The organism is Pseudomonas sp. KB_15 (assembly GCF_052114525.1).
Classification (GTDB): Bacteria; Pseudomonadota; Gammaproteobacteria; order Pseudomonadales; family Pseudomonadaceae; genus Aquipseudomonas.
In genome coordinates this window covers 1-25,847 of the sequence record NZ_JBFREX010000055.1, presented here as the reverse complement: position 1 = coordinate 25,847, position 25,847 = coordinate 1, and the positions used below count along the sequence as shown (strand labels likewise).

At 60.7% G+C, this 25,847-nt stretch carries 25 protein-coding genes and 1 pseudogene; 16 read left to right on the top strand and 10 right to left on the bottom strand.

What is annotated here, in order from left to right; genetic code table 11:
- The 9 genes from AB4Z35_RS27025 to AB4Z35_RS26985 all read left to right on the top strand — a co-directional run.
- Window positions 1-412, top strand: a 412-nt coding sequence (locus AB4Z35_RS27025) for a cupin domain-containing protein (RefSeq protein ID WP_442100480.1), incomplete at its 5' end; no start/stop codon positions are given.
- Between the two features lie 51 nt (window positions 413-463).
- The gene (locus AB4Z35_RS27020) at window positions 464-1,012 is read left to right on the top strand and encodes a 2,4'-dihydroxyacetophenone dioxygenase family protein (RefSeq protein ID WP_442100479.1); all 549 of its coding nucleotides are present in this window, start codon (window positions 464-466) and stop codon (window positions 1,010-1,012) included.
- Window positions 1,013-1,035: 23 nt separating this feature from the next.
- Window positions 1,036-2,283 (top strand): CaiB/BaiF CoA transferase family protein, encoded by a 1,248-nt coding sequence (locus AB4Z35_RS27015; RefSeq protein WP_442100478.1) that lies wholly within the window; start codon window positions 1,036-1,038, stop codon window positions 2,281-2,283.
- Window positions 2,280-3,044: an enoyl-CoA hydratase-related protein gene (locus AB4Z35_RS27010; protein ID WP_442100477.1), complete on the top strand. Its 765-nt coding sequence runs from the start codon at window positions 2,280-2,282 to the stop codon at window positions 3,042-3,044. Before AB4Z35_RS27015 ends, AB4Z35_RS27010 begins: the two co-directional genes overlap by 4 nt.
- Window positions 3,029-4,837: an acyclic terpene utilization AtuA family protein gene (locus tag AB4Z35_RS27005; RefSeq protein ID WP_442100476.1), complete on the top strand. Its 1,809-nt coding sequence runs from the start codon at window positions 3,029-3,031 to the stop codon at window positions 4,835-4,837. Before AB4Z35_RS27010 ends, AB4Z35_RS27005 begins: the two co-directional genes overlap by 16 nt.
- Window positions 4,834-5,994 carry an acyl-CoA dehydrogenase family protein gene (locus AB4Z35_RS27000; RefSeq protein WP_442100474.1) on the top strand — a complete coding sequence of 387 codons (1,161 nt, stop codon included), beginning with the start codon at window positions 4,834-4,836 and terminating at the stop codon, window positions 5,992-5,994. Before AB4Z35_RS27005 ends, AB4Z35_RS27000 begins: the two co-directional genes overlap by 4 nt.
- Before the next feature lie 170 nt (window positions 5,995-6,164).
- Window positions 6,165-7,265 carry an SMP-30/gluconolactonase/LRE family protein gene (locus tag AB4Z35_RS26995; RefSeq protein WP_442100473.1) on the top strand — a complete coding sequence of 367 codons (1,101 nt, stop codon included), beginning with the start codon at window positions 6,165-6,167 and terminating at the stop codon, window positions 7,263-7,265.
- Window positions 7,266-7,428: 163 nt separating this feature from the next.
- Entirely contained in the window at window positions 7,429-9,318 is a 1,890-nt protein-coding gene (locus AB4Z35_RS26990) for a DUF1302 domain-containing protein (protein WP_442100471.1), read from the top strand.
- A gap of 27 nt (window positions 9,319-9,345) precedes the next feature.
- The gene (locus AB4Z35_RS26985) at window positions 9,346-10,713 is read left to right on the top strand and encodes a DUF1329 domain-containing protein (RefSeq protein WP_442100470.1); all 1,368 of its coding nucleotides are present in this window, start codon (window positions 9,346-9,348) and stop codon (window positions 10,711-10,713) included.
- Between the two features lie 290 nt (window positions 10,714-11,003).
- On the opposite strand, the gene AB4Z35_RS26980 is transcribed toward AB4Z35_RS26985, so the two are convergent.
- From AB4Z35_RS26980 to AB4Z35_RS26955, 6 genes and pseudogenes are all read right to left on the bottom strand, one after another.
- Window positions 11,004-11,498 carry a YbhB/YbcL family Raf kinase inhibitor-like protein gene (locus tag AB4Z35_RS26980; protein ID WP_442100469.1) on the bottom strand — a complete coding sequence of 165 codons (495 nt, stop codon included), beginning with the start codon at window positions 11,496-11,498 and terminating at the stop codon, window positions 11,004-11,006.
- Between the two features lie 60 nt (window positions 11,499-11,558).
- Entirely contained in the window at window positions 11,559-12,302 is a 744-nt protein-coding gene (locus AB4Z35_RS26975; protein WP_442100467.1) for a cupin domain-containing protein, read from the bottom strand.
- Window positions 12,303-12,551: 249 nt separating this feature from the next.
- Entirely contained in the window at window positions 12,552-13,448 is an 897-nt protein-coding gene (locus AB4Z35_RS26970; RefSeq protein WP_442100466.1) for a GntR family transcriptional regulator, read from the bottom strand.
- Between the two features lie 295 nt (window positions 13,449-13,743).
- Complete coding sequence (locus AB4Z35_RS26965; RefSeq protein WP_442100464.1) at window positions 13,744-14,112, bottom strand: hypothetical protein; 369 nt, start codon at window positions 14,110-14,112, stop codon at window positions 13,744-13,746.
- Window positions 14,113-14,159: 47 nt separating this feature from the next.
- Window positions 14,160-14,354: pseudogene (locus tag AB4Z35_RS26960) on the bottom strand (transposase domain-containing protein); the annotation flags it as partial.
- Between the two features lie 202 nt (window positions 14,355-14,556).
- The gene (locus AB4Z35_RS26955; RefSeq protein WP_442100462.1) at window positions 14,557-15,474 is read right to left on the bottom strand and encodes a LysR family transcriptional regulator; all 918 of its coding nucleotides are present in this window, start codon (window positions 15,472-15,474) and stop codon (window positions 14,557-14,559) included.
- A gap of 125 nt (window positions 15,475-15,599) precedes the next feature.
- Here AB4Z35_RS26955 and AB4Z35_RS26950 point away from each other — a divergent pair, with 125 nt between their 5' ends.
- The 6 genes from AB4Z35_RS26950 to AB4Z35_RS26925 all read left to right on the top strand — a co-directional run bounded on the left by AB4Z35_RS26950 (window position 15,600) and on the right by AB4Z35_RS26925 (window position 21,356).
- Window positions 15,600-16,358, top strand: a complete 759-nt coding sequence (locus AB4Z35_RS26950; protein WP_442100460.1) for a 5-oxoprolinase subunit PxpA — start codon at window positions 15,600-15,602, stop codon at window positions 16,356-16,358.
- Between the two features lie 94 nt (window positions 16,359-16,452).
- Window positions 16,453-16,698 carry an acetyl-CoA carboxylase gene (locus tag AB4Z35_RS26945; RefSeq protein ID WP_095079351.1) on the top strand — a complete coding sequence of 82 codons (246 nt, stop codon included), beginning with the start codon at window positions 16,453-16,455 and terminating at the stop codon, window positions 16,696-16,698.
- Window positions 16,699-16,708: 10 nt separating this feature from the next.
- A complete protein-coding gene (locus AB4Z35_RS26940; protein WP_442100458.1) occupies window positions 16,709-18,082 on the top strand; it encodes an acetyl-CoA carboxylase biotin carboxylase subunit in 1,374 nt (457 codons plus the stop codon).
- Window positions 18,079-18,951, top strand: a complete 873-nt coding sequence (locus tag AB4Z35_RS26935) for a 5-oxoprolinase subunit B family protein (RefSeq protein ID WP_415757034.1) — start codon at window positions 18,079-18,081, stop codon at window positions 18,949-18,951. The genes AB4Z35_RS26940 and AB4Z35_RS26935 overlap by 4 nt, the downstream gene beginning before the upstream one ends.
- Window positions 18,948-19,922, top strand: coding sequence for a biotin-dependent carboxyltransferase family protein (locus AB4Z35_RS26930; RefSeq protein ID WP_442100456.1), 975 nt, complete (start codon window positions 18,948-18,950; stop codon window positions 19,920-19,922). The genes AB4Z35_RS26935 and AB4Z35_RS26930 overlap by 4 nt, the downstream gene beginning before the upstream one ends.
- 111 nt (window positions 19,923-20,033) lie before the next feature.
- The gene (locus AB4Z35_RS26925) at window positions 20,034-21,356 is read left to right on the top strand and encodes a purine-cytosine permease family protein (RefSeq protein ID WP_442100454.1); all 1,323 of its coding nucleotides are present in this window, start codon (window positions 20,034-20,036) and stop codon (window positions 21,354-21,356) included.
- 297 nt (window positions 21,357-21,653) lie between these two features.
- On the opposite strand, the gene AB4Z35_RS26920 is transcribed toward AB4Z35_RS26925, so the two are convergent.
- The gene (locus tag AB4Z35_RS26920; protein ID WP_442100452.1) at window positions 21,654-22,052 is read right to left on the bottom strand and encodes a hypothetical protein; all 399 of its coding nucleotides are present in this window, start codon (window positions 22,050-22,052) and stop codon (window positions 21,654-21,656) included.
- 279 nt (window positions 22,053-22,331) lie between these two features.
- On the opposite strand from AB4Z35_RS26920, the gene AB4Z35_RS26915 reads away from it, so the two are divergent.
- Entirely contained in the window at window positions 22,332-24,455 is a 2,124-nt protein-coding gene (locus tag AB4Z35_RS26915) for a TonB-dependent receptor (RefSeq protein WP_442100481.1), read from the top strand.
- Here AB4Z35_RS26915 and AB4Z35_RS26910 read toward each other — a convergent pair.
- The 3 genes from AB4Z35_RS26910 to AB4Z35_RS26900 form a co-directional block, all read right to left on the bottom strand.
- Window positions 24,443-24,949, bottom strand: a complete 507-nt coding sequence (locus tag AB4Z35_RS26910; RefSeq protein WP_442100450.1) for a thiol-disulfide oxidoreductase DCC family protein — start codon at window positions 24,947-24,949, stop codon at window positions 24,443-24,445. The two genes, AB4Z35_RS26915 and AB4Z35_RS26910, sit on opposite strands and share 13 nt — an antisense overlap.
- Before the next feature lie 150 nt (window positions 24,950-25,099).
- Window positions 25,100-25,306 carry a co-regulatory protein PtrA N-terminal domain-containing protein gene (locus tag AB4Z35_RS26905; RefSeq protein ID WP_442100448.1) on the bottom strand — a complete coding sequence of 69 codons (207 nt, stop codon included), beginning with the start codon at window positions 25,304-25,306 and terminating at the stop codon, window positions 25,100-25,102.
- A gap of 83 nt (window positions 25,307-25,389) precedes the next feature.
- Window positions 25,390-25,847 (bottom strand): hypothetical protein (locus tag AB4Z35_RS26900; RefSeq protein ID WP_442100446.1); only part of this gene is annotated, 458 nt, incomplete at its 5' end.

Genomic DNA, 25,847 nt, shown 5'->3' with positions numbered 1-25,847 from the left:
GCCCGGACGGGTGCTGGTCGTCTATACGCCGCCTTATGGCGAGAACCCGGCGCAGACGATCACGGAACCCGACCCTGCGGTTGCTGAGTGCGGCGACGTCCGCGTGCTGACCGTCGACGCCGCCGCCACCGGCAGGGTTCCACTTATCGATCGCGACACCGTCGGCGCGCGGTGGGTCGACATCTCGGCGCTGCGGATGAATGCCGGTAGCACATTGGCCTGCACGACAGAGCCCGAGGCCGAGCAGGTTCTCTACGTCGAAGACGGACAGATCGAGGCGCACGTCGACGGACAGGACTTCAGTCTCGCGGCGGGTGACTTCCTGTTTCTACCTTGCGGGGTTTCCACGACCCTGCGCTGCCTGCCGGAGCAGCCCGCATCCGGCTTTCTCATCAAAGGACGGCTTCCATAAGGGACGACTTCCGTCAACCGCTTTACTCACAACAACAAAAGGAAACAACGCATGAACGCTAAATTTCCCACGCAACAAAAAACTTCCACCGGCGCGTTGCTGCCATTGGTCGGCCTCCCGCAGGACACTCTGCTGACCGTCAACATCGAGCAGGTCCCACTGATCAAGAATGTCTTCCCAGGCATCCACATTCAGCCGCTACGCATCGACCCGGAGCGCGGCGAGTGGGTCTTCAAGGCCATCGTGGAGCCCGGTTGTTCCCTGCCGATTCACTACCACACCGGTACGGCGCAGGTGTGGACGATCCAGGGCTGCTGGAAGTACCTTGAGTACCCCGATCAGCCGCAGACCGCGGGCTCCTACCTGTACGAACCGGGTGGCTCGGTACACACCTTCTACACCCCCAAGGAAAACACCGAGGACACCATCACCATCGCCTGGATCGAAGGCGCGCAGGTCAGCTTCAACGAGGATGGCACCTTCCATTCGATGAACGACGCGGCTTCGATCCAGTACGCGATCGAGACCATTGCAGCGGCGAACGGCCTCGGACCGGTGCCTTACATCCGCGGCAACGGCGCTGACATAGCCGGTTCCTGACCGAAAAGAGGAGCACGGATCGAATGAATGACAATTCAAGTCAGGGTGGGCCGCTCGCCGGCCTGCGCATTATCGACATCACCGAAGTCGTCATGGGCCCTTCGGCCACGCAGATGCTGGCTGACCTTGGCGCCGACGTGATCAAGGTGGAGCCGCCCGGTGGCGACATGCTGCGCGCCACCGGGCCCGGCGGCCGCGCTGGCGCCGGTCCGCTGTTCCTCAACCTGAACCGCAACAAGCGCAGCATCGTGCTGGACCTTAAGAATCCTGTCGGCAAGGAGGCGCTGCTAAAACTGGCGCAGACGGCCGACGCGCTGATCTACAACGTGCGGCCGCAGGCCATGCAGCGGCTCGGGCTGGATTACGAAGCGGTACGGCAGGTGAACCCGCGCATTATCTATGTCGGCACCTTCGGTTTCAGCCAGCGCGGCCGCTATGCGGCCTCGCGCGCCTTCGACGATCTGATCCAGGCCGCCGTCGCGATGCCTGAGGCCAGCGTACGGGCGGGGTCCGAAGTACCGCGCTATGCGCCGCTCAACCTCTCGGACCGGGCGACGGGCCTGTACGCGTTCGGTGTGATTTGCGCGGCGTTGTTGGCGCGCGAACGCACGGGACGCGGCCAGTCGGTCGATGTGCCGATGTTCGAGACGACCGCACAGATGATGTTGGGCGATCACCTCTACGGCCACACGTTCATCCCGGCGCGCGGTGGCTTCGGCTATCCGCGGCTGCTCAACCCGCAGCGGCGGCCGTACGCCACGCAGGACGGTCTTGTATGCCTGGTTGTCTACACCGACGACCAGTGGAAGGCCTTCATGCGGGTGGTCGGCGAGGCCGAGAGGTTCGAGAGCGACCCGCGGTTTGCCGACGGCGAATCACGCACGCAGCATGTCGAGGCGCTGTACGAAATTCTCTCCGACAACCTGAAAACCAAGACCACGAAAGAATGGGAAGAGCTGCTGGTGCCGCTCGGCATCCCGGTACTACCGGCGCATACCTTCGAGACCCTCCTGGAGGATCCACACCTGAAGGACATCGGCTTCTTCCAACAATTCGAGCATCCCACCGAGGGCGTGTTGCGGACCATGGCGGTACCGAGCGAATGGCCGCAATCGCCGCTGCCGCCGTTCCGCCCGCCGCCGCTTTTGGGTGAGCACAGCGAGGAAGTGCTTGCGGAGGCTGGCTACTCGCGCGATCAGATCCGCGAGATGGTGCTGACCAGCGTGACTCAGGTGACGACGGTACCCAAGGAAACGGAGGTCAGGACATGACGACGGTTCTTCAAGAAAGCCGGCAAGACGGTCGGCTGATTCTCACCATCGACCGCCCTGAGCGCCGCAATGCGCTCAACGCGGATGTCATCGCGGCGCTGCAGCAAGCCCTGCAGCGCGCCCGGGCGGACGACTCGATCCGTGCTGTCGTGCTCACCGGCGCGGGTGGCGAGGCGTTCTGCGCCGGTGCCGACCTGGGCGCGGATGCCTTCGCGTTCGACTACGCCACGCCGACCATCGCCTATGCCGACCTGCTGCGCACCGCCCGCACGCTTGCCGTGCCGCTCATCGCGCGGGTCAACGGAGCCTGCATGGCCGGCGGCATGGGCCTGCTCGCGATGTGTGATCTCGCCATCGCTGCCCCGCACGCGATCTTCGGCTTGCCAGAGGCGAAAGTCGGCGTGTTCCCGATGCAGGTGCTCGCCGTGCTGCAGGCCCAGGTGCCGCAGCGCTGCCTGGTGCAACTTTGCCTGACGGGAGACCCGATCGATGCCGCGAGAGCGCGCGAGATTGGCCTGATCAACGAGGTGGACGACGACCTCGACGGTGCGCTCGAGCGCCTGCTGTCGCGTCTGCTCGGCAACTCGCCCACTGCGCTACGCCGCGGCCTGTATGCGATGAAGGCGATGCGCTCAATGTCGTTCGAAGAGGCTATCGCGTTTGGCGAAGGCCAGATTGGCCTGCTGGCCATGACGCAGGATGCGCGCGAGGGCATCGCCGCATTCAAGGACAAAAGGAAACCGCAATGGACCAACAAATGAATTCGCAAGCCGCGAACAAGCTCGTGCGCATCGGCGGCGCCTCGGGATTCTGGGGCGACAGCAGCCTCGGACCGATGCAACTGGTGCGTCAGGGTGACATCGACTACCTGGTGTTCGACTATCTCGCCGAGCTGACGATGTCGATCCTTGCCGGCGCACGCATGAAGCGCCCCGAGGAAGGCTACGCCATCGACTTCGTCACGGTGGCACTGCGCTCTGTGCTGAAGCAGGCCGTCGAGAAGGGCATTCGCATCGTCAGCAACGCCGGCGGCGTAAACCCGAAGGGCTGCGCCGCGGCGGTGCAAGCTCTGGCCGACGAACTGGGCGTGGCGGTGCGCATCGCGATCGTCGAAGGCGACGACGTGCTGCCACTCGCGGCTGCCATGCGGGCGGCCGGCACGGTCGGAATGTCCAACGGCGAACCGATGCCGGAACGGTTGGTGACGGCCAATGCGTACCTTGGCGCGCTGCCGGTCGCACAGGCGTTGGACGCGGGCGCCGACATCGTCATCACTGGCCGCTGCGTCGACAGTGCGGTCACCCTCGGCGTGCTGATGCACGAATTCGGCTGGGCGCCTGATGACTTCGATCGGCTGGCCGCAGGCAGCCTCGCCGGCCATATCATCGAATGCGGCTGCCAGGCCACCGGCGGCTTGCACACCGACTGGGCCGCTGTGCCCGACTGGGCCAACATCGGTTATCCGATCGTGGAGTGCCGCGACGACGGCAGCTTCGTCGTCACCAAGCCCGCGGACACCGGCGGGCTTGTCTCGCCCGGGACGGTCGGCGAGCAACTCCTGTATGAAATCGGCGATCCAGCCTGCTATCTGCTACCGGATGTGGTCTGCGACTTCCGCCAGGTGCGCCTGGAGCAAGTCGGGCCGCATTGCGTGCTGGTGACTGGTGCGCGTGGCCTGCCGCCGACCGCTACCTACAAAGTCAGCTCCACTGCGCCGGCGGGCTTCAAGGTGTCCGCGCAGCTCACCATCGTCGGGATCGATGCCGCCGCAAAAGCCAAGCGCACCGGCGAAGCGCTGCTCGAGCGTGGCCGCCGGTTGCTGCGCGAGAACGGGTTTGCGGACTTTCTGGCGACGCACATCGAGCTGCTCGGCACCGAGTCGGCCTACGGCCCACTCGCCCGGCGGTTTCCGACGCGCGAAGTCGTGCTGCGCCTGACCGTAACGCATGCCGACCGGCGGGCGCTGGAGATGTACAGCCGCGAGTTCGCCGCACCCGGCACGTCATGGTCGCCGGGCACAACCGGTTCAGGTGGCCGCCCCTCCGTGTCGCCGGTCTTGCGGCAGTTCGCCTGGCTCATTGCGAAGGAGCAGGTGACACCGACGGTCACGCTCGGTGAGACGACGTTCACCGTGACGTTGCCGCCGCCATCACCACAGGGGGTGGCGGAACGGCTGGCGCCCCTCGAGGATGCACTGCCCGTCGGTCCTCGCCAGACTGTGCCGCTCGTAAGAATCGCGCTCGGGCGAAGCGGTGACAAGGGCGACACGTCCAATATCGGCCTGATCGCCCGCCATCCGGCGCTGTTGCCGGTGCTGATCGAGCAAGTGACGCCCGAACGCGTGAAGGATTACCTCGGCCACCTGGTGCAGGGGCCGGTGCATCGATACGAACTGCCCGGGATTCACGCTATCAACCTCCTGTGCGAGCACGCGCTGGGCGGCGGCGGCATGGCGTCGCTGCGCAATGATCCGCTCGGCAAGGGTATGGCGCAGATGCTGCTCGACCTGCCGATCGAGGTGCCCGAAAGCCTGCTGCAGGAGCTGCCCGAATGAATTTCGATTTATCGGACGACCAGCTCGCGATCCGCGACGCTATCGAGGCGATCTGCGCCAACTTCGGTGCCGATTACTGGCTCGAGCACGAGCGCGACGGGCGCTGGCCGAGTGAATTCTGCGACACCATCGCCCGCGGCGGCTGGTTCGGCATGACCATGCCCAAAGAGCATGGCGGTGCCGGCCTCGGCCTCTCGGAAGCCGCAATGGTGATGCGCACCATCGGCAAGCTCGGCTCGGCGGCGGTGTCGTCGGTGCATCTGAACCTGTTCGGTCCGCAGCCCGTGGTCGTATTCGGCACCGAGGCGCAGAAGCGGCGCTTTCTGCTGCCATTGATCGAAGGCACGGATCGCGCTTGCTTCGGTGTGACCGAGCCCAGCATCGGTTCTGATACCACACGCATCAGAACCTTCGCGCGCCGCGAGGGCGACCGCTACATCGTCAACGGCCAGAAGGTCTGGACCTCGACCGCGCAGCACGCCAACAAGATCCTGTTGGTGGCCCGGACAACACCGATCGAGGAATGTGCGAGGCCAATGGACGGTGTCACGCTGTTTTATACGAACCTCGACCGCGCGCATGTGCACATCTGCGAGATCGAAAAGATGGCGCGCAAGGCCGTGGACTCGAACGAACTGTTCATCGGCGGACTGGAGATCCCGGTCGAGGATCGCATCGGTGAGGAAGGACAGGGGTTCAAGTACCTGCTGCATGGCCTGAACCCGGAGCGGATCCTCGTCGCGGCTTCTGCGCTCGGTGCAGCGGAGGCGGCGCTGGCGAGTGCGACTGACTATGCAAGGCAGCGCGTCGTGTTCGGGCGACCGATCGGCAAAAACCAGGCGATCCAGCATCCGCTGGCCGAATGCTGGATGCGCCTGCAAGCGGCCGAGCTGCTGATGTGGAAGGCGGCTGCGCTCTACGACGCCGGCAAGCCCTGCGGCGTCGAGGCCACGGCGGCGAAGTACCTGGCGGCCGAGGCCAGTTTCGAGACGTCATTGCGTGCGGTGCGCACCCATGGCGGATTCGGGTATGCCACGGAGTACCACGTCGAGCGTGGCCTGCGCGAAAGCGTGCTGAGCCTGCTCGCGCCGGTGACCCAGGAGCTCGCGCTGTGCTACGTCGCCGAACAGGCGCTTGGCCTGCCCAAGTCGTATTGATCTGAGCAACACGAGATAAACCGCATCTGATCTTGAGCGCGCGGGCCCTGCTGTCGCCCGGGTTACGGCGCACCTGTGTGCAGGATTTGACTCGCAAAGTGTCGTAGCGCGCTCGCAGGCGGCATTGGCCGCGGAGCGCGTCCAGAAGCGCATATAACAATGAGAACGACATGAAAATGAACAGAGCGAAGACGATTCCGATGTTGTTGGTGCTGGCGTTCCTGGCGACGCCGCTCGCCACAATGGCCTGGGAGCGGGGCAAGGTTGAGACATTCGCCACGTTGCCCGCCGGTGAGGCACATCCCGAGGGGATCACGGTGGACCGTGAGGGCAATGTCTACGTCGTCACGGTGGCGGCGGACAAACCCAGTACGAGCGAGGGAGTGCTTCTCGTATTCGACCCGCAGGGCAAGCATTTGCGCTCTGTCAGCATCAAGGGATCGAGCAGATTGTTGCTTGATCTCGGTTTTCATCCCCAGACCGGCCAGTTGCTCGTGGTCGACTTCAAGGCCGCGAAGGTCCTGAGCGTCGATCCCAAGTCGGGTGCCTCGTCCGTGTTCATGACGGTCACGGGCCAGCACCCCGGCCTCGACGGGATAACGTTCGACTCCGCCGGTAACGTGTACGTGACCGATGCGCACCAGGGCATCATCTGGAAAGTCGGACCCGACGGCGGCGAAGCGTCGGCATGGGTCACCAGCCCACTACTCAAACCGACGCGGATACCGCCAACCATCGGCGCCAATGGTCTGAAGTTCAATAACCAGAAGACGGCGGTGTTCGTCGCCAATACGGCGAACGACACCATTATCAGGATACCGGTGACCGGTCCGACGTTCGAGCCCGGCACGCCTGAAGTCTTTGTCAACCGTGTCGGCGGCGGTCCCGACGGTCTGATCATCGACGAGCACGACAACCTTTGGGTCGCGTGCAACCAGTCCAACGAGATTCTCGTGCTGGAGCCGACCCAGGGTCGTGTGGTTGCCAAGCTCGGCGATTTCGGCGGAATCAATCCCGACGGGACGCCCATCGGCTTTCTTTGGTCCAACAGCCTCGTATTTCACGGTGACGATGTTCTTGTCACCAACCTGTCGTTCGATATCGAGACGGTTCTATCGCAGCTTAGCGATGAGCTCGGCTTGACGCATCTTGTACCCAAGACTCTGCGAACCATCGATGGACCATGGGCTCGCCAGGTGAAGGTTCACACGATCTCGAAAATCAAGAAGCGCATACCAACTGCAATGGACGTCTCCGGGACAACGAAATGACAACCATTGCCCGCACCGCGTTGCGAGCGGCGTGAGTATCAACAAAGCCAGGAGAACAGTTTCATAACAAGGTTTGAGGGCTAGGTCGTGAGCGTGGTCGGCACTGCCGGCAAAAGTATTGCGCGTACCAATCCATAACAAAAAACATAGATGGAGTAGGTCGATGACAACAACCTGGTTCTCGCGCCCGGCAAGATTGCCCTTGGCCGTCAGCCTCGCTTCCACACTCGCCGCTCCGGCATTCGGAGTCACCTTCAATATCGGGGAGATCGAGGGCCAGTTCGACTCCGCCCTCTCCGTGGGCGCCAGTTGGTCCATGCGTGAGGCTGATCCGGACCTCATCGGGGCCAACAATGGTGGCAATGGCCTGTCCCAGGCCACAGACGATTCCCACCTGAACTTCAAGAAAGGCGAGACCTTTTCGAAGATCTTCAAGGGCATCCATGACCTCGAACTCAAGTACGGCGACACCGGTGCCTTCGTCCGTGGCAAGTATTGGTACGACTTCGAGCTCAAGGACGAGAGCCGTCCGTTCAAAGACATTGACGATCACAACCGCAAGGAAGGCGCGAAGTCCGCTGGCGCCCAGATCCTCGACGCCTTCGTCTACCACAACTATTCCATTTCCGAACAGCCGGGTTCTGTGCGTCTGGGCAAGCAGGTCGTGAGCTGGGGTGAAAGTACTTTCATCGGCGGCGGCATCAACACGATCAACCCGATCGACGTATCGGCATTCCGCCGTCCGGGCGCCGAGATCAAGGAAGGCCTGATTCCGGTCAACATGTTCTATGTGTCCCAGAGCCTGACCGAACACCTGTCGGCCGAGGCCTTCTATCAGCTGGAGTGGGACCAGACGGTGGTGGACAACTGCGGCACCTTTTTCGCACAACCTGACACGATTGCCGACGGCTGCACCGATAACCTGCGCGTCCTGAGAAAGGCATCGAGCCTGAGTCCTGCTGCCTTGGGGGCTCTGAGCCAGTTTGGGGTAAATGTGAACGAGGAAGGCGTACTGGTTCCCCGCGGTCCGGATCGAGATGCGGATGACGATGGCCAATACGGCCTGTCTTTTCGCTACTTCGCCGAGCAGATGAATACCGAGTTCGGCGCCTATTTGATCAACTACCACAGCCGGTCACCGGTTTTCAGCAGCACGAGCGCTACCCAGGCGCAACTCAATACCATCAACGCCGGTTTGCCGAACGTTCCAGCCCTCGGCGCCAGCAACCCGGCCAACCTTCGCTCCTTGGCCGTCGCCGGTTCCTCGAACTACTTCGTCGAGTACCCAGAGGACATTCATCTCTATGGCCTGAGCTTCTCCACCACGCTGCCCACCGGTACTGCGTGGAGCGGCGAGGTCAGCTACCGTCCTAACCTGCCGGTTCAGATGAACACCACGGACATCCTCTTCACGGGCGTCGATTCCCTTGGCGGGCTGTTCAGCAACGCTTCGCTGCTGTCAGGTCCTGCGGGACAGGACGTGCACGGCTATCGTCGCAAGGAAGTGACCCAGTTCCAGACCACCTTCACGCACTTCTTCGACCAAGTCATGGGGGCTAGCCGTCTGACCCTGGTGGGTGAGATCGGTGTCGCTCATGTCGGCGGCCTGGAAAGCACTTCCGATGTCCGTTATGGCCGTGACCCCGTCTTCGGTCCTGGCCCGTTGCCGGCCACTGGGTCAATCAATACGTGCGTGGCGCTGAACACTGGCGCACTGGGTAGCGCCAATGCGCAGAACGTCAGCAAGTACTGCGAAAACGATGGTTTCGTCACCAGCACTTCCTGGGGATACCGCATGCGCGCCTTGTGGGAATACAACGACGTGTTCGCCGGTGTGAACCTCAAACCCAGCATTGCCTGGTCCCATGACGTCCATGGTTACGGTCCGAATGGTTTGTTCACCGAAGGCGCCAAGGCAGCCAGCCTGGGCGTGGATGCCGAGTACAACAATACCTACACGACGAGCCTCTCTTACACCGACTTCTTCGGCGGCAAGTACAACACCTCGATCGACCGCGATTTTCTCGCGCTCAGCTTCGGCATGAATTTCTAAATGGACTGGAATCTTGAGGAAACAACAATGAAAACAACAAAGAGTCTGCTGCAAACCGGCGCCCTCGCGCTGACCCTGATGGCCTCCAGTGTCATGGCCGCAGTATCTGCCGATGAAGCGGCCAAACTGGGTGCCAGCCTGACCCCGGTAGGTGCCGAAAAAGCCGGCAACGCCGATGGCTCCATCCCTGCATGGACCGGCGGCCTGCCGCAGAATGCCGGTAACGCCGACGCCGCGGGCTTCYTGCCCGATCCCTTCGCCAGCGAGCAGCCGCTGTTCACCATCACCGCGAAGAACGTCGACCAGTACAAGGACAAGCTGACTCCCGGTCAGTTGGCGATGTTCAAACGCTACCCCGACACCTACAAAATTCCGGTGTACAAGACCCACCGCACGGCCACGCTTCCGGCCAAGGTGATCGAAGCCACCAAATACAATGCCACCCACACCAAACTGGTGGAGGGCGGCAACGGTCTGGAGAACTTCCATAGCGCCAACCCCTTCCCGATTCCGAAGGACGGCCTCGAGGCAATCTGGAACCACATCACCCGTTATCGCGGTGGTAGCGTGAGCCGCTTTGTGACCCAGGTAACCCCGCAGACAAACGGCTCCTACAGCCTGGTGTACTTCCAGGACGAGTTCACCTTCAGCGACCAATTGAAGGACTACGACCCGAACAAACCGAGCAACGTGCTGTTCTACTTCAAGCAGCGCGTGACTGCACCGGCGCGCCTGGCGGGTAACGTCTTGCTGGTGCACGAGACCCTGAACCAAGTGAAGGAACCGCGCTTGGCCTGGCTCTACAACGCTGGTCAGCGTCGTGTGCGTCGTGCCCCTCAGGTGTCCTACGACGGCCCGGGTACGGCTACCGACGGCCTGCGTACCTCCGACAACTTCGACATGTACAACGGTGCTCCCGATCGTTACGACTGGAAGCTGGAAGGCAAGAAAGAGATCTACATCCCCTACAACGCCTACAAACTGGACTCGCCGAAACTCAAGTACAGCGACATTATCAAGGTCGGCCATATCAACCAGGACCTGACCCGTTACGAGTTGCACCGCGTGTGGCACGTGGTGGCCACCCTGAAGCCCGGCGAACGCCACATCTATGAGAAGCGTGACTTCTACATCGACGAAGACACCTGGCAAGCCGCTGCCATCGACCATTACGACGGGCGTGGCACCCTGTGGCGCGTGGCCGAGGGACATGCGCAGTACTACTACGACAAGCAAGTGCCGTGGTACACGCTGGAGAGCCTTTACGATTTGGTGTCCGGCCGCTATGTAGCACTGGGCATGAAGAACGAGGAGAAACAGTCCTACGACTTCAACTACGCCGCCAGTGAAAGCGACTACACGCCGGCTGCGTTGCGTCAGGAAGGTGTTCGCTAACGTTGCGCAATACCTTGTTAAGGAAGTCGGCCTTCGGGGCCGGCTTTTTATTGGGCTCGCCAGGCATGGCGCGCTACGCGAAGCGCAACCAGCGTGGCTATGGTGGCCATGCTAATGACTTGGAGGTGCAAGTCCTCTACACACCCGGCAAGGGGAAGTGTTAGTCAGAGGCAAGGGTGTCGTGGGTGACTGCGAATCTGAAGGAAGCGCCACGCATGAATCAGGCGCTACCGTAGAAGCTGTGGGATCAACTCGGAATGGTCGATGCTGGATACGATAAAACGGCTAATTCAGCGTTTGTATAGGCCGGTCAGGGTGGCCGTGGCGAGTGTGTTCTGGTGGATCAGGAAGCGCACCACCGCGTTGGTCGGATTGGCCGGCAGCTCCAGCTTGCGCACGCCCAGTGCGTGCACAGTGAAGATGTAGCGGTGCGCTGGCAAACCCGCGGGCGGGCAGGGACCGCCGTAGCCGGCGGTACCATAGTCGTTGGTGACCTGAGTACCGCTGGCGCCCAGGTCAGTGGCATCGGTGGAGCCCAGGCCTGCGGCGAGCTGGGTGACGGACAAATCGATGTCGAACAGGATCCAGTGCCAGAAGCCGCTGCCGGTGGGTGCGTCCGGATCGTACAGCGTCAGCGCGAAGCTCTTGGTGCCTTCCGGCGCGCCCTGCCATTGCAGCGCGGGCGAACGGTTCTGGCCAGCGCCGTAGAAGCCATCGAACTCATGCAGCAATTGCAGCGGTTCCTGATCTTTAAATTCAGGCGACGTTACTGTGAAGTTACCCATGCCGTTTCCTTTCATTTGATCTTGGTAGTGGATTGGCAGTTCACAGTCGGAAACCAGGGTTCACTGGTTTGAAGTAGAGGACGCAAGCCGTCCTTTGATGAGAAAGCCGGATGCGGGCTGCTCCGGCGGGCAGCGCAGGGCTGTGGAAACCCCGCAAGGTAGAAACAGAAAGTCGCCCGCCGCGAGCTGGAAGTCCTGCCCGTCGACGTGCGCCTCGATCTGTCCGTCTTCGACGTAGAGCACCTGCTCGGCCTCAGGCTCGGTCGTGCAGGCCAATGCGCTGCCGGCACGCATCCGCAGCGCTGAGATATCGACCCACTGCGCGCCGACGGTGTCGCGATCGATGAGCGGAACCCTGCCGGTGGCGGCGGCGTCGACGGTCAGCACGCGGACGTCGCCGCACTCAGCAACCGCAGGGTCGGGTTCCGTGATCGTCTGCGCCGGGTTCTCGCCATAAGGCGGCGTATAGACGACCAGCACCCGTCCGGGCTGGTCGCTGGTCACGCGAAACGAATGGAACACGCCCGCCGGCCCGTAGACCCAGGTTCCTGGGTGCATCACGTCGATGCGCCCCTGGGCTTGCGACTCGCCGGTGCCTTCAATCATGTAGGCGCATTGCTCCAGGTACGGATGCGCATGCGGCTTCGCCCCATGGGACTTCACGATCGTGCCGACCAGCACTTCGAGCGCCGTCGCGCCCACGGTCTCGGGGCCAATTACGCGCACGTTGGAGGTGCCGGTGTGATTCGCCGGCGAGTAGGCGGCTAGGTCCGCCGCCCTGATCACAGTGGGGATCGCTTTCATTGCAGCTGAATCCTGAGCGTTTCGCGTAAGCATCGAACCTCCGACGTGGCATCAGTCTAAACACCTAATGTTAGGAGTTTTGTCATRAAAAAATACCTTCGTCAAGCACCTCTGGAGGGTGACCGCAAAGATGCTGGCCGGGCTGTATGAGATCTCGCGAACCCGGCAGGACGAGTTCGCGGTTCGCTTTTCAAAGATCAAGGCGGAAGCGGCCGCACCGGGTTTACGCTGAGGTCCGCACGAGCGCTTTTAGTCCCGCTTACGCTCATTCACCACGCCCGGTTTGGGTTCGGTCATCCCGGGCATGGTCTTCAATGTGGACGCGGGGAAGTCGATCTCGGCGATGTAGCGGTCGCCCCGATACCAGGTGACACCGGCGTACAGCACGTTGCCTTTGCCGTCGACCAGGCACCGTGACATTTTCGCCACGGGAGAGGCAAACGGGATCTTCAGCAGGTCACATAGAGGAAAATCCGCAGGCATCACAGAAATGCGTTGTCTCACGCGTTTGCCGCGGGTGCCCAGTTTGTCGAGCACCGCGGCGAGCAGCTTCCTTTTCCTGGCGATGTCCTTCGGTAGCGACTCGAAGACCGCCGTGGACACGTAAATCTCGGCATAGCAGAACGCCTCGCCGGAATAGGTATGCAGCTTGCGGACGCACACGTTGTCGTCCGCCGACCGGTCGTCCGCGCCAAGCAGTTCTTGGGGCAATTGAGTGTGGTGCCGGACTTCGAGTATCTCGAAGGAAAGCGCCTGCGGCGCGGCGAACGGATCGTTGATCGTCAGTTCGAGGTCGACGGTGGGGGCGGGCAGCGCGGCCACGTGGGTGCCGATACCCCGTTGGCTGCGGATCAGCCCTTCCTTGGAAAGCATCTCGTATGCTTGCCGGACAGTCACGACCGCGACGCCCAAGTCGTCCGCCAGTTTCGTGATCGTCGGCAGCTGTGTGCCGAGCGGATACTCGCCCTTCGCGATCCGGTGCCTCAGAAGGGAAGCTAACCGCTGATATTGGGTAACGCCGCGTTCGGCCCCCAGCATCGGTCGCTCGGTCCTGATGTCTGCATCACTGTTGCGCTCGTTCACGCTGTATTTCACCCAAGTGCCTAACATTAGGTTTATGGTATCAGGACCGGCGTTGGCCGTCATTTGTGTACCATGAGGGTACTGCTGACCGTGTCGTCGAGGCTTTCGGGAAGTAAGATGCCCTGACCTCGATGTTCACCTTGAATGAAGCATTTCACTGGCTTCCCCCTGCAAATGAATACGCAAAAATAATAGTACAGAGACACAGCCCTTCATTCATATTTGAGGTGGATATCTGAATTCGACGGTCCGCTGTTGGCCGATTTCTGCCCGTCACAAAGGGCTGCAGTCCAACGCAGCCGCTCGCCTAGGTGTACTTTCGGTACTTCCTGAACAGGGAGCCAACGTCGTCATCAGCCTATTCAATTCCCCCCTGGCTGTTGAGGGAAGCCATTGCTCGCTGCTCTGAAATCGGCATAAGCACAGGTTTTGTGTCCTCGACATGGATGTAGACAAACCAGCGATCCGGCGGGCAGTGAAGAATCCTATGGACATCGAACAGCCTTTTCCCGACTTTGCGACGGGCCCCTAACATTGTGTGATCCTGTCGGATTTCCACATTTTCAATACCGTGCTGCACCATGGCTTTGCGAAATGCTTCGTCGATTTGTTTTTTGTTGCGGCGCTGATAGGTCACATGCGTGTGGTACATCGCATAGCAAAAAAGTACGCTGAACGTCATCAATATCAGTTCGAGGCCGAACCTGCTCCAGAAAGAATCGCCCATGCCAGGTAGTCCTGAGATAGTCCTTGGGTTGTACTGTCTGTAAACGTCTACCTACCATCCCTGCGTATGTTGATCAGGCGTCCATTTATGTTATGCAGCAGCAGCTCGGCAATGTCATTTGCCTGCTGCGTCGGCAGACACCTGAGCACGTCCTTCAAAAAAGCATACGAACCAAGCCCGTTGAGCCGTGCTGACGGGATTCGACTCAGCATAGCAGCGGCTCGCTGGCCGTTGCTTAGCGACGTTTACTTCTGCTCGAAAGCAGCTTTGGATCGAACGTCTGCTTCTGGCCGATTGCTGCCCGCCACGACAGGCAGTAAACGACCCAAACCGGTCATTCGTGACGGGCAGAAAACGGCCAAAATCTTCCCGTCACAACAGACCGGAAATGGCCCAAAGCTCTCATCGTAAATTCACAAAAGGAGGGCATGGTTTTCGCTGTTTTCAGCGTCGCGCAGACAGCTGTTGCGGCGCCAAAAATGCATCGTGGAAATAGTTACGAAACGCCTGCATCGCCGGGCTGAATTCGCGCTCGCGATGCCACGCCAGTCCGACACTCATCGGCGTCACCTTGTCGGTGACTGTCAGGGTTTCGATGCGTTTTCCTTCCAGTGACCAGGGGCGGTGCACCAAGTCCGAGAGGATTGCCACGCCGCTGCCATTGGCGACCATGCTGCGCACCGCTTCGACTGAACTGGTACGCACCCGCACGTTTGGCTGCTGATGCACATGTTCCCAGTAGCGCATGGCGCTTTGTTCGGCTTCGTCGACGGTCAGCAGGATGTAGGGTTCTTTCGCGACGTCGGCGAGGCTGACCGCCGAGCGTTCGCACAACGGATGGTGGCTGGGCAGCCATAACCGCCGTTCGGAGTTGAAGAGAATCTCTGAAACGATGTCCGGGTGCGTGAGGTTGGCGGTGAGCACCACGGCCATATCAAAACGACCTTCCAACAAGCCTTGTTCAATCGCTTGCCGTTCCTGTTCATGGACTTCAATGGCCACGTCCGGATGCCAGTGTTCCAGGCGCTGCAAATGGTGCGGCAGGAAATAACCGATCACCGTGTAGCTCGCCGCCAAGCGCAACACGCCACTGGCGCGGATATCCGGCAACGGGCTGTTCAACGCGTCATCGACGCTGCGCAAAATCACGTAGGCCCGATTCAAAAAGTGCCGCCCGGCGTCGGTCAGGCTCATGCCCTGGGCCGAGCGCTGGAACAACAGCGTGCCGAGGATGCCTTCCAGTTCCTTGATCGCCGTGGTCACCGCCGACTGGGAAATATTCAGATGAATCGCGGCTTGAGAGATTTGCCCGATCTCGGCGGTGGCGACGAAATAGCGGACTTGGCGCAGGGTCAGGGACATGAGCACTCCGGGCGATGATGTATCTGTTTTTCAGAAGATGGCCTATCTGATAATAGATCTTCCCAAGGGGTTGGGAGGAATCTAACTTGGCCTGCATGAAGTCACAAGCGTCGGGAGCAAGTGTCATGCAGGCAGTAGATTTCAACTCGGACATGGGTGAAGGCTTTGGCCCCTGGACCATCGGCGATGGCGTCGACAATGAGCTGATGGGCTTTATCAGTTCGGCCAACATCGCCACCGGTTTTCATGCCGGCGACCCTAGCACCATGCGCCGCACCGTCGAGCAGGCCAAGCGCCTGGGCGTGGCCATCGGCGCGCATCCGGGGTTTCGCGACCTGGTTGGTTTTGGCCGTCGGCACATCAATGCGCCGGCCCAGGAACTGGTCGACGACATGCTCTATCAGTTGGGCGCCCTGCGTGAACTCGCCCGGGTTCAAGGCGTGGCCCTGCAACACATCAAACCCCACGGCGCGCTCTACATGCACCTGGCCCGAGACGAAGAGGCCGCCCGTTTGCTGGTGGAAAACCTCCAGCGCCTGGAGCCGGAGTTGCTGTTGTATTGCATGCCCGATTCGGTGATCTGGCGGGTTGCCACGGAACTCGGCCAACCGGTGATCCGCGAGTTCTACGCCGACCGCGAATACGACCTCAGCGGCTCCATCGTCTTCACCCGCAACGTGCGGGCTTACGACCCGGCCCACGTCGCCGAGCGAGTGCTGCGTGCTTGCCAACAAGGCGTGGTGCGCACCGTCGAGGGCGAAGACCTGGCGATTGAATTCGATTCCATCTGTTTGCACAGCGACACGCCGGGTGCCCTGGCGTTAGTCGAAGCCACGCGTCATGCACTTGATAGCGCGGGCATAGAGGTCCGGGCACCGCGCTGAGACCGAACGAAAACACCTGGCACACAGACGCCAGGGTTTGCCCACCGATTCACTTTTTGCCTGCCTTTCTACAACTATTCCAAGAGGAACAGACATGGCTGAACACACTGTAATCACCCCGTTGCCGGGGACCTTCTACCGCAAAGCCACCCCGGAATCGGCGAACTTCGTCGAGGTCGGCGCGCAGGTCAGCGCCGACACGGTAATTGGCCTGATCGAGGTCATGAAGCAGTTCTCCGAACTGACCGCTGGGACGGCCGGTCGCCTCAGTGCCTTTTTGGTGGAAGACGGTGATCCGGTGGAGCCGGGTCAAGTCGTCGCAACACTCGACGACGAGTGAGGGGGCGATCATGACCCAAGCCATTCATAAACTGCTGGTCGCCAACCGTGGCGAGATCGCCGTGCGGATTATCCGCGCCGCCAAAGAACTGGGCATTCCCACCGTTGCTGCGTGCAGCGAGGCGGACGTCGATTCCCAGGCCGCGCGCATGGCCGATGAGGTGCACATTCTTGGCCCGGCCCGTGCCGACAAAAGTTACCTGAACGTCGAGGCCTTGCTCGGCGCCTTGAAAGCCACGGGCGCCAACGCGGTGCATCCCGGTTACGGCTTTCTGTCGGAGAACGCCGATTTCGCCGAAGCGGTGGCGGCTTCCGGCGCCATTTTCGTCGGCCCGAGCGCGGAGACGATCCGGCGCATGGGCGATAAAGCCGAGGCACGGCGTACCGCACAAGCCGCTGGCGTGCCGGTGGTGCCGGGTTCGCCGGGTGAACTGTTCGACGTCGAGTCGGCACTCAAGGCTGCTGAATCCGTTGGCTTCCCTTTGTTGATCAAAGCTTCGGCCGGTGGTGGCGGGCGCGGTATTCGGCTGGCGGAAAACGCCGAGCAACTGAGCGAAGAATTTCCCCGTTCCCAGCGCGAAGCCCAAGCGGCGTTTGGCAATGGCGCGGTGTATCTGGAGCGGTTTATCAGCCGGGCCCGGCATATTGAAGTGCAGGTGTTGGGCGACGGTCAGCACGCGGTGCATTTGTTTGAGCGCGAGTGTTCGCTGCAACGGCGCCGGCAGAAAATCTTCGAAGAAGCGCCGTCGCCAGTCCTCAGCCAACAGCAACGGGAAACCCTCTGCGAAAGCGCCGTGCGCCTGACCGAATCTTTGGGCTACAAGGGCGCCGGCACCCTGGAATACCTGTATGACGACGCCACTGGCGAGTTCTACTTTATCGAGATGAACACGCGGATTCAGGTGGAGCACCCGGTCAGCGAACTGATCACCGGCATCGACCTGGTCCAGGCCATGTTGCGCATCGCTGGCGGCGAGCCGCAGGGCTTCAAGCAAAGTGACATCCGACTCAACGGCGCCGCCCTGCAAATGCGCCTGAACGCTGAAGACCCGGCGCGGGATTTCTTCCCGAGTCCAGGCCTGGTCGAGGAACTGATCTGGCCGAACGGCGAGGGCATTCGCGTCGATACGCATCTGTATCAAGGCTACCGTGTGCCGCCGTACTATGACTCGCTGCTGGCCAAACTGATTATTCACGGTGCGGATCGCGCCGAAGCCCTGGCCCGAGCGCGAATGGCGGTGGCGCACACCACGCTCACCGGTATGGCCAACACCTTGGCGTTGCACGGTGAATTGCTGGAGCAACCGTGGCTGCACAGCGCCGACTTTCACACCGGCACCCTGGAAACCTGGCTGGCCGAGCGCCGCAGCGGAGGTGAAGCATGAGTACTCCCATCCGCTACAGCTTTGGCGCCGATGAGCATTTGTTTGCCGAAGTCAGCGACAGCATGTCCCTGGACGCGTTCTTCAAAGGACTGGCCGTCACCCGCGCCGTGGAACGGCTGGCGCTGGATGGCGTGCTCGATATCTGCCTGGCCAACGCGTCATTCCAGATTCGTTTCGACCCGGATCGCATCGCCCCTCACACCTTGCTCGAAGCGGTAAAAATCGCCGAGGCCGGAGCCGTTGCCGAGCGCACGTTGCAGACGCGGATTATCGAGATTCCGGTGCTCTACAACGATCCCTGGACCCACGAAACCCTGATGCGTTTTCGCGACCGCCATCAAGACCCGAGCGCCACGGACCTGGAATACGCCGCACGAATCAACGGTCTGGCCGACGTCGATGCATTCATCGCGGCCCACAGTGGCGCGCCGTGGTTTGTCTCGATGGTCGGATTCGTTGCCGGGCTGCCGTTCATGTTCCAGATGGTCGAGCGCGAGCGTCAGTTGCAGGTGCCCAAGTACCTGCGCCCGCGCACCGACACACCGAAATTGACCCTTGGTCACGGCGGTTGCTTTGGTTGCATTTACTCGGTGCGCGGCGCCGGCGGTTATCAGATGTTTGGCGTCACCCCCGCGCCGATCTACGACCCGCAACAGAACCTCGCGTACCTGAAAGAACACATGGTGTTTTTCCGTCCAGGCGACATCGTGCAGTTCAAACCGATGGACCGTGAAGCCTACGACCACGCGGTGGCCGAAGTGGAAGCCGGTTGCTTTGATCTGCGGATTCGGCCGGTGGAGTTTTCGCTGGACGCGTTCCTCGCCGATCCCGTTGGCTATCCCAAGTCGTTGCAGGAGGTGTTGGCATGATCAAGGTCCTCAAACCCGGCCTCGCCACTTCGGTACAAGACCTGGGCCGCGAAGGGTATTACCACCTGGGCATTCCGCCGTCCGGCGCGCTAGATCAATACGCCTTGAGCGCGGCCAATCAATTGGTCGGCAACCCGGCAGGTTTGGCGGCGCTGGAATGCACGCTGCTCGGGCCTGAGTTGGAGTTTCAGCAGGATGCATTGGTGGCGGTCAGCGGCGCGCACATGACGCCACGGGTCGATGGCGTGGAAATGCACCACGACACCGCGTTCACCGTGAAGGCCGGGCAAGTGCTGCGCTTTGACTTTCCCAAGGCTGGTGCCCGCGCTTATGTGGCGGTGGCCGGCGGCATTGATGTKCCGGTGGTGCTCGGCAGTCGCTCCACCTATGCGCTAGGCGCGCTCGGCGGTTTTCAGGGGCGACGCCTGATTGCAGGCGACGAATTGCCGGTGGGCATCGCCAGTGGCAAGAGCCGCGCCGGGGCCAGTTTGCCCATGGCGTTACGGCAATCATTGGGTGGCGAAATCACCCTGCGGGTGGTGCCCGGTTTGTACTACCACCGCTTGACCGAATCGGCGGCGAAGAGCTTTTTCGCCGAGCCGTGGACGGTCGGTTCGGAAGCCGACCGCATCGGCTATCGCTTCAAGGGCGGCAGCGCGCTGAGCTTTCAGCCCCGGGAGCAGCCGTTCGGCGCCGGTTCCGATCCGTCGAACATCGTCGACAGTTGCTACCCGATCGGCTCGATCCAGGTGCCCGCCGGGCTCGAACCCATCGTGCTGCACCGTGATGCGGTGTCCGGTGGCGGCTACGCGATGATTGGCACGGTGATCAGCGCCGACCTCGATTTGATCGGCCAGATGCAACCCAACCAGAAGGCCYGCTTTGTCGCGGTAACCCTCGAAGAGGCGCTGGAAGCGCGACGTTCCTATAAGAAAAAACTCAGCTGCCTGAGCAAGCTGTTCCCTTCCTGATTCTGCCCGCCGTCTAGCGCGGGCCATGCCAAACGGTACGCCAACGCCGCACTTCGGTGCGGTGACGGCTGCCCGCGCTTCAACCTTTGACTGGTTTTGGAGTTCACGCATATGGCTGCTTTATCGCAATCGAGTCAAACCGGGCAAGACCCGGCGCATCATCCTGTTCCCACCGAAGCGCGCATGGGTCGACTGTCCCTGACCATGGCCTGGTGGGCGGTGTGCAGTGCGATGTTTTACATCGTGGTGGGTGCTTCATTGGCGTTGTCGTTCGGTGCGCGCAATGCGCTGATCGGCATGGTCCTGTCGGTGATCAGTTATGGACTGGTCAACAGCGTGCTCAGCCGCTTTGCGATTCGCAGCGGTTTGTCGGTGGCGTTGTTTTCACGGCTGTTGTTCGGCAGCACCGGGGCGTGCCTGGCGACGTTGATTTTCTTCTCGACCGCGATCTATTACGCGGTGTTCGAAGGTTCGGTGATCGCCGTCGCGCTCAATCACCTGTACCCGGAACTGGTCTATCCGCTGGCGGCATTGGCGGTGGTGCTCTACAGCGTGCCGATGATCCTGGGCAGCGTGCAGCACTGGCTGGACAAGCTCAACGGCGTGTTGCTGCCGGTGTATCTCGGTGGTTTGCTGGTGGCGGTGGGGCTATCGATCAGCCGTTATGGCTACCAGCCGCAATGGCTGGATTTCGGCCCGGCAACGCCTAGTGCATTCGGCTGGTGGGATTGTTTTGTCGCCTACATGGGCGTCTGGGTGTTGATGCTGTTCACCTTCGACTATGCGCGTTTCGGCAAGCCTGAAGACGCCGAGTACCACGGTCGCTGGAACTTCGGCATGCCGTTCTACGCAGTGACGTTTCTGCTCAACGRCGCGGCGGGCATTTACCTGGTCAGCAGCATTCCCCACGAAGGCGCGCTGAACGAAGTCTCGGTGGTGATGGCGATTTTGCAGTTGATGGGCCTGTGGGGATTGCTGTTTGTCTGGGCCACGCAAACCCGGATCAACACCGCCAACTATTACTTGGCGACCCTGAACATGCAGGCGTTCTTTGGTCGATTTGGCCTTCGCGGTTCGTACCTGATGTGGGCAGTGGCGGTGGGGGTGATCGTCTACGGCTTGATGCTCGCGGACGTGTTTGCCTACATCCTCAAGGCGTTGGCCTATCAGGGGATTTTCGTGGTGGCCTGGGTGGGTGTGGCGTTGGCGCAGATTGTCTACGGACGCAGTGACGTGGCAGCGCTCGAACGGGTGGTCGCGTTTAACCCGGTGGGCTTGACGGCCTGGTTTGGCGCCACCGCATTGGGTCTTGCGTTGATGTTTTCCGGCGGCGGCCTGAGCAGCTTTTCCGTGCCATCTACCGTGATAGTTGCATTTGCCTTGCAAGCAGGCTTATCCCATCGAAGCCGGTTGCGGTTACGGTTGGCGGAGTAGAGTTTTGCAGTCACTCATCCCGTACCAGCCTGCTCTAACAAGGTAGAGCGGGCAATGGGAAGCTCATTACAAATTCGCTGATGGGTTTCCAGTGACTGCTCCTGGCCGATTGCGGACTATCAGACTTCATTTGGGAAGCGCCAAACAAATGTCCGATTCCTGCCTCGTCGACATGTCCAGTCTGACTTCTACAACCAGCTGGGCGAGCTCTGCTGTTTCAGGCCGGTTTGAGTCCCGGTTTCGCAGATTGGCGGAGCAGCGCCTGTGTTGCAGGTGGATTGATCCTGTGGCTTCGCACTAGCGACGATAGTAGCGATGGTCGTCCTCGTAGCGGTACCGCATGGCCCGATCCTGGTGGCGCTCCCAATCACGCCGGCGCTCGGCCTCTCGGCGGGCTTGCTCTCTACGCCAATTATCTCTACGCCAGTCGTCTCGGCGCCAATCGTCTCTACGATCGTGCCAACGGCCGTCATGCCAGTATCGGTCGTCATGGGCAAGCAATGGCCCTGGCTGCTTGTCGGCCATACTGGCCAAGGTCGGCCAAGGGTTGCCGGCAGCCTGGACCGGAGCCTGAACGGCTGCGACTTCAGTTGCGAAAACAGGGGTTGAGGTCTTCATCTGTGTTGCTGATGCCGAGCCCACTGCCGCGAACGCGAACAGGCTGAAGAGCACCATCCGTGGATCATGGAATTTCATGAACGAAGACAACCTCTGATTGACAATTGGACGTGTGGCCATCTGGCGACGGGAAGCCTGCGGGATCGCGCTTACCGAGCGGATGTGCCTGTCCAAATAGACCGATAAACAGGGAAAAGTTCTAGGGAGCCGCTGCTTGGGACGGAGTGCTTCTGTGGGCCATCAATCAAATTGAGACGATCGTTCAGAGTAGCGTCAATTATTTGAATGGAAATGATATGTATTTACTTACAAAAGATAATCGTTATTATTCGCGCGATAATTCATACAAAGGTGTCCATAGTGGCTCGATCGCGCATTTACCCAGCCTCTCTGTCGTTGCTGGGTGTTCTGGTTGTACCTGATTTACAGGCAGAAACGGAGACTGCTCTAACCCTACCGGCAACCGCTGTGAACAGTGAGTACAGCGAGCAGAGCTACATGTCGACCGAGAGCAGGAGCGCGCTGAAGATCGATGCCCCGCTACGAGATATCCCGCAAACCGTCAATGTGGTTCCCCAGAGCGTCATCAAGGATCAGGGGGCTCAGTCGATGGAAGACGTGCTGAAAAATGTCCCTGGTATCGGCCTGTCCAATGGTGACGGCCAGCGCGACCAGGTCACCATCCGTGGTTTCAGTGCCATTGGCGACATGTACATCGACGGCATTCGCGACGATGCGCTGTACTTCCGGGATCTGTCCAACGTCGAGCGGGTGGAAGTGATCAAGGGGCCGGCTGCGGTGCTCTATGGCCGAGGCTCTTCGGGGGGGCTGATCAACAGCATCAGCAAGACACCCAACTTCGCCCCCAGGCAGGAAGTCGGCGTCAGTGTCGACAGCGAGGGCAAAAAACGCACTCAGTTCGATGCCGGTTGGGCCGATCAGCAGCAAGGCGATAAAGCCTTTCGTGTGACCGGTGCTCTGGAGAACAGCGACACCTTCCGGGATGACGGCTACATCGACCGCAAGGCCATCGCGCCTTCGGCCTACTTCAAGCTATCGGATGATCTGGAACTGGACCTGGGCGCTACCTATCTGTATGACAAGCGCCTGATTGACTTCGGCATCCCGGCACGAGGCGACCGACCGGTCGATGTGGACCGAGACAAGCGCTTCGGTGCCGCCGACCCGGATGATGACTACACCCGCAGCGAAGTGTTCTCGTTCACGGCGGGTGTCGACTATCGGATCAACGACGACTTCACCTTGAGCAATACCAGTCGTTACTACCACTACGACCTGGATCGCAATAACACTCTCGCTGACTCCAGCCCGACACGTTTCGTCACTGCTCCCAATGGTGAACTGCTGGTAAAACTCAACCGCGGCAATGTGCAGCGCAAGGAGGACGGGTGGTTCAACCAGACCGAACTCAAGCAGCGCGCCGTGCTCGCCGGGATGAACCATAACCTGCTCTATGGTGTGGAGCTGGGGCGCCAGGTGAAGGACCAGTCCGTATTCAGCCAGTCCAATGTAGCCAGGGTGCCGGTGTATCGCGATGCCTTGGTCGACGTTCCGTTCCAGGCCAACCGGCAAACCGCCAAGGGTACCAATACCCAGGACACCGCCGGCTTCTACATACAGGACCTGATCGAACTGGCGCCACAGTGGAAGGCTCTGCTGGGTGTGCGTTACGACGTGTTCGACCAGGAATACGCCGATGACCTGACGCACAGCGAGCTGTCGCGCACCGACACTACCTGGAGCCCGCGAGTCGGTCTGGTCTACCAGCCTGATCAAGTGCAGTCCTATTACGTTTCGGTGAGCCGTTCTTACCAACCCTCCGCCGAGATGTTCGCCCTGAGTACGACGAACCAGGATCTTGAACCAGAGGAGACCACCAACTTCGAGATCGGCGGCAAGTGGGACCTGCTCGACAATCGCCTGGCGTTGACGGCGGCGCTGTTCCGCCTGGAACGCACCAATATGAAAACCAGCGATCCGGCGAACCCGACCAAACTGGTGCTTGCGGGTGAGCAGCGTACCGATGGCCTTGAGCTGACCGCCAGCGGGCAGTTGAGTGACAAATGGCAGGTCTATGCCGGTTATGCCTATCTGGATGCCGAGATCACCAAGTCCAACAGCTTTACCAACGGTGTCGCGAACCAAGGCCAGGTACCCACCTTGACGCCGCGCCACAGCGCCAACCTGTGGTTGGTGCGTTCGCTGACGCAAACCTGGCGTGTGGGTATGGGGGCCAACTATGTCGATGATCGCTATACCGCGCTGGATAACAATGTGGTGATGCCGGCTTATACAACAGTGGACGCCGCGCTGCTGTACAACCAGCAGAAATGGGACATGGCCCTGCGTCTGCGCAACGTTTTCGACAAGGACTATTACGCTTCGGCGCACGGTTCGGTGGATCTGATCACGCCCGGTGCCCCACGGACGCTGGAGCTGAGCACCAACTATCGCTTCTGAGTACAGACCTGAAGAACAGGCGCCCGGCATTGTCGGGCGTTTGTTTGGGGTGCTTTCAAAAAACGCTGTTCATGATCAGGATCCGGCAACAGGCATGTGTCGTATTTCCCGAAGAGCCGATAACGATTAAGCGCAATGCGGTCGTATGCCCAATCTCGAAGTTTGCGTGGGAAAATGCGCAACAGACTCACGGGGCGCCAGTGTGCGGGAAACTGGGCGATGATTTCGAAAAATGCATTCGAACGCTCCCAGTAGTGTTGGTCGCGGATCACCGCCATGGTGTCGAATTGATCCATGGGCAAACCTGCCCACGCGAGCAGGGCCTGCCCCTCGGGTGACTGAACCGCCGCCAACCGCAGGCGCCGCTGGCGGTCATGGCGAATCAACAACCTCACCCAGCCATTGCACAGCTTGCAGACACCGTCGAACAAGACCACCGTCTCTCCAGGTTTGAGCAGCGGCGCGGGTGAGGGGCGGATGTGCGAGGCTGGCATAAGCATGGGTCCAAGGGAGCCTGGTTATCCCGGAACACTGGATTTTGTGCAAACGGGATTTCGGTTAAAACGGCAAATGCAGCACCTTGAGTGCTGCATTTAAGGCTTGAGGCCGTACATTTCTGCCGGCCTGGGGACGCGCTGCACCGATCAGCCGTTGGCGCGATCGGTTGCCTTGGCTTTGCTTTGAGCGACAGCGGCTTCAGCCTTCTGTTTCTGTGCAACCTGGTAGGTTTCCATCGAGACTTTCCGGGCCGACTCCATGCGTGCGAAGGTCCGGTCACCACCACCTGTGGCCATCGCCAGAGAAGAAGCGGTCAGAGTGGCGACTACGAAGAGAACTTTCATGGATTTCATTAGGGTATCCTCAAGTGAAACTTTGTGAACGGCTAACAACGGAACTTATTTACTGAAGCTGAACTTCCTTGTTCAACCTGGCTTCACCAGCCAGCCAGGGCGGCGTTTCCAGTTGTCCTGGTGCCTTGTTCCATGCGCGCTTCGGTGTCTCTGTTTTTTGCCCAGACAGTGAGCAGTACCATCATCCCGAATCCACCGACGATGAGAACCGGATAGGCTGCCAGCAACTCCACCAGCGAGTACTTCCAGGCCAGCGGACGACCGACACCGAGCATGGCGGCATAGAACCACGACACGCCAGAGAACGCACCGGAGAACAGCGCCAGCATGCGCAGGCTGAAGGAGAGTTTGAGTAACGAACCGGCTTTTTTCAGCGCCGGCAATACAGCGCCATGCAACAGGAAACCGTTAAAGGTCAACAGCACAACGATGCCGATTTTGGCTTGCAGTTTTGGATTGAGGAAATACTCCATCCCCTTGCCGGCATAATCGATCCCGACAATACCAATGCCCGTAATCCAAAGCGCTACAAGTGCAAGCG

What these genes read in the sequence shown, in the direction of transcription:
- AB4Z35_RS27020 (WP_442100479.1), top strand. Translation starts at nt 464, where the DNA reads ATGAACGCTAAATTTCCCACGCAACAAAAAACTTCCACCGGCGCGTTG.
- AB4Z35_RS27015 (WP_442100478.1), top strand. Translation starts at nt 1,036, where the DNA reads ATGAATGACAATTCAAGTCAGGGTGGGCCGCTCGCCGGCCTGCGCATT.
- AB4Z35_RS27010 (WP_442100477.1), top strand. Translation starts at nt 2,280, where the DNA reads ATGACGACGGTTCTTCAAGAAAGCCGGCAAGACGGTCGGCTGATTCTC.
- AB4Z35_RS27005 (WP_442100476.1), top strand. Translation starts at nt 3,029, where the DNA reads ATGGACCAACAAATGAATTCGCAAGCCGCGAACAAGCTCGTGCGCATC.
- AB4Z35_RS27000 (WP_442100474.1), top strand. Translation starts at nt 4,834, where the DNA reads ATGAATTTCGATTTATCGGACGACCAGCTCGCGATCCGCGACGCTATC.
- AB4Z35_RS26995 (WP_442100473.1), top strand. Translation starts at nt 6,165, where the DNA reads ATGAAAATGAACAGAGCGAAGACGATTCCGATGTTGTTGGTGCTGGCG.
- AB4Z35_RS26990 (WP_442100471.1), top strand. Translation starts at nt 7,429, where the DNA reads ATGACAACAACCTGGTTCTCGCGCCCGGCAAGATTGCCCTTGGCCGTC.
- AB4Z35_RS26980 (WP_442100469.1), bottom strand. Translation starts at nt 11,498, where the DNA reads ATGGGTAACTTCACAGTAACGTCGCCTGAATTTAAAGATCAGGAACCG.
- AB4Z35_RS26975 (WP_442100467.1), bottom strand. Translation starts at nt 12,302, where the DNA reads ATGAAAGCGATCCCCACTGTGATCAGGGCGGCGGACCTAGCCGCCTAC.
- AB4Z35_RS26970 (WP_442100466.1), bottom strand. Translation starts at nt 13,448, where the DNA reads ATGACGGCCAACGCCGGTCCTGATACCATAAACCTAATGTTAGGCACT.
- AB4Z35_RS26965 (WP_442100464.1), bottom strand. Translation starts at nt 14,112, where the DNA reads ATGGGCGATTCTTTCTGGAGCAGGTTCGGCCTCGAACTGATATTGATG.
- AB4Z35_RS26955 (WP_442100462.1), bottom strand. Translation starts at nt 15,474, where the DNA reads ATGTCCCTGACCCTGCGCCAAGTCCGCTATTTCGTCGCCACCGCCGAG.
- AB4Z35_RS26950 (WP_442100460.1), top strand. Translation starts at nt 15,600, where the DNA reads ATGCAGGCAGTAGATTTCAACTCGGACATGGGTGAAGGCTTTGGCCCC.
- AB4Z35_RS26945 (WP_095079351.1), top strand. Translation starts at nt 16,453, where the DNA reads ATGGCTGAACACACTGTAATCACCCCGTTGCCGGGGACCTTCTACCGC.
- AB4Z35_RS26940 (WP_442100458.1), top strand. Translation starts at nt 16,709, where the DNA reads ATGACCCAAGCCATTCATAAACTGCTGGTCGCCAACCGTGGCGAGATC.
- AB4Z35_RS26935 (WP_415757034.1), top strand. Translation starts at nt 18,079, where the DNA reads ATGAGTACTCCCATCCGCTACAGCTTTGGCGCCGATGAGCATTTGTTT.
- AB4Z35_RS26920 (WP_442100452.1), bottom strand. Translation starts at nt 22,052, where the DNA reads ATGAAATTCCATGATCCACGGATGGTGCTCTTCAGCCTGTTCGCGTTC.
- AB4Z35_RS26910 (WP_442100450.1), bottom strand. Translation starts at nt 24,949, where the DNA reads ATGCCAGCCTCGCACATCCGCCCCTCACCCGCGCCGCTGCTCAAACCT.
- AB4Z35_RS26905 (WP_442100448.1), bottom strand. Translation starts at nt 25,306, where the DNA reads ATGAAATCCATGAAAGTTCTCTTCGTAGTCGCCACTCTGACCGCTTCT.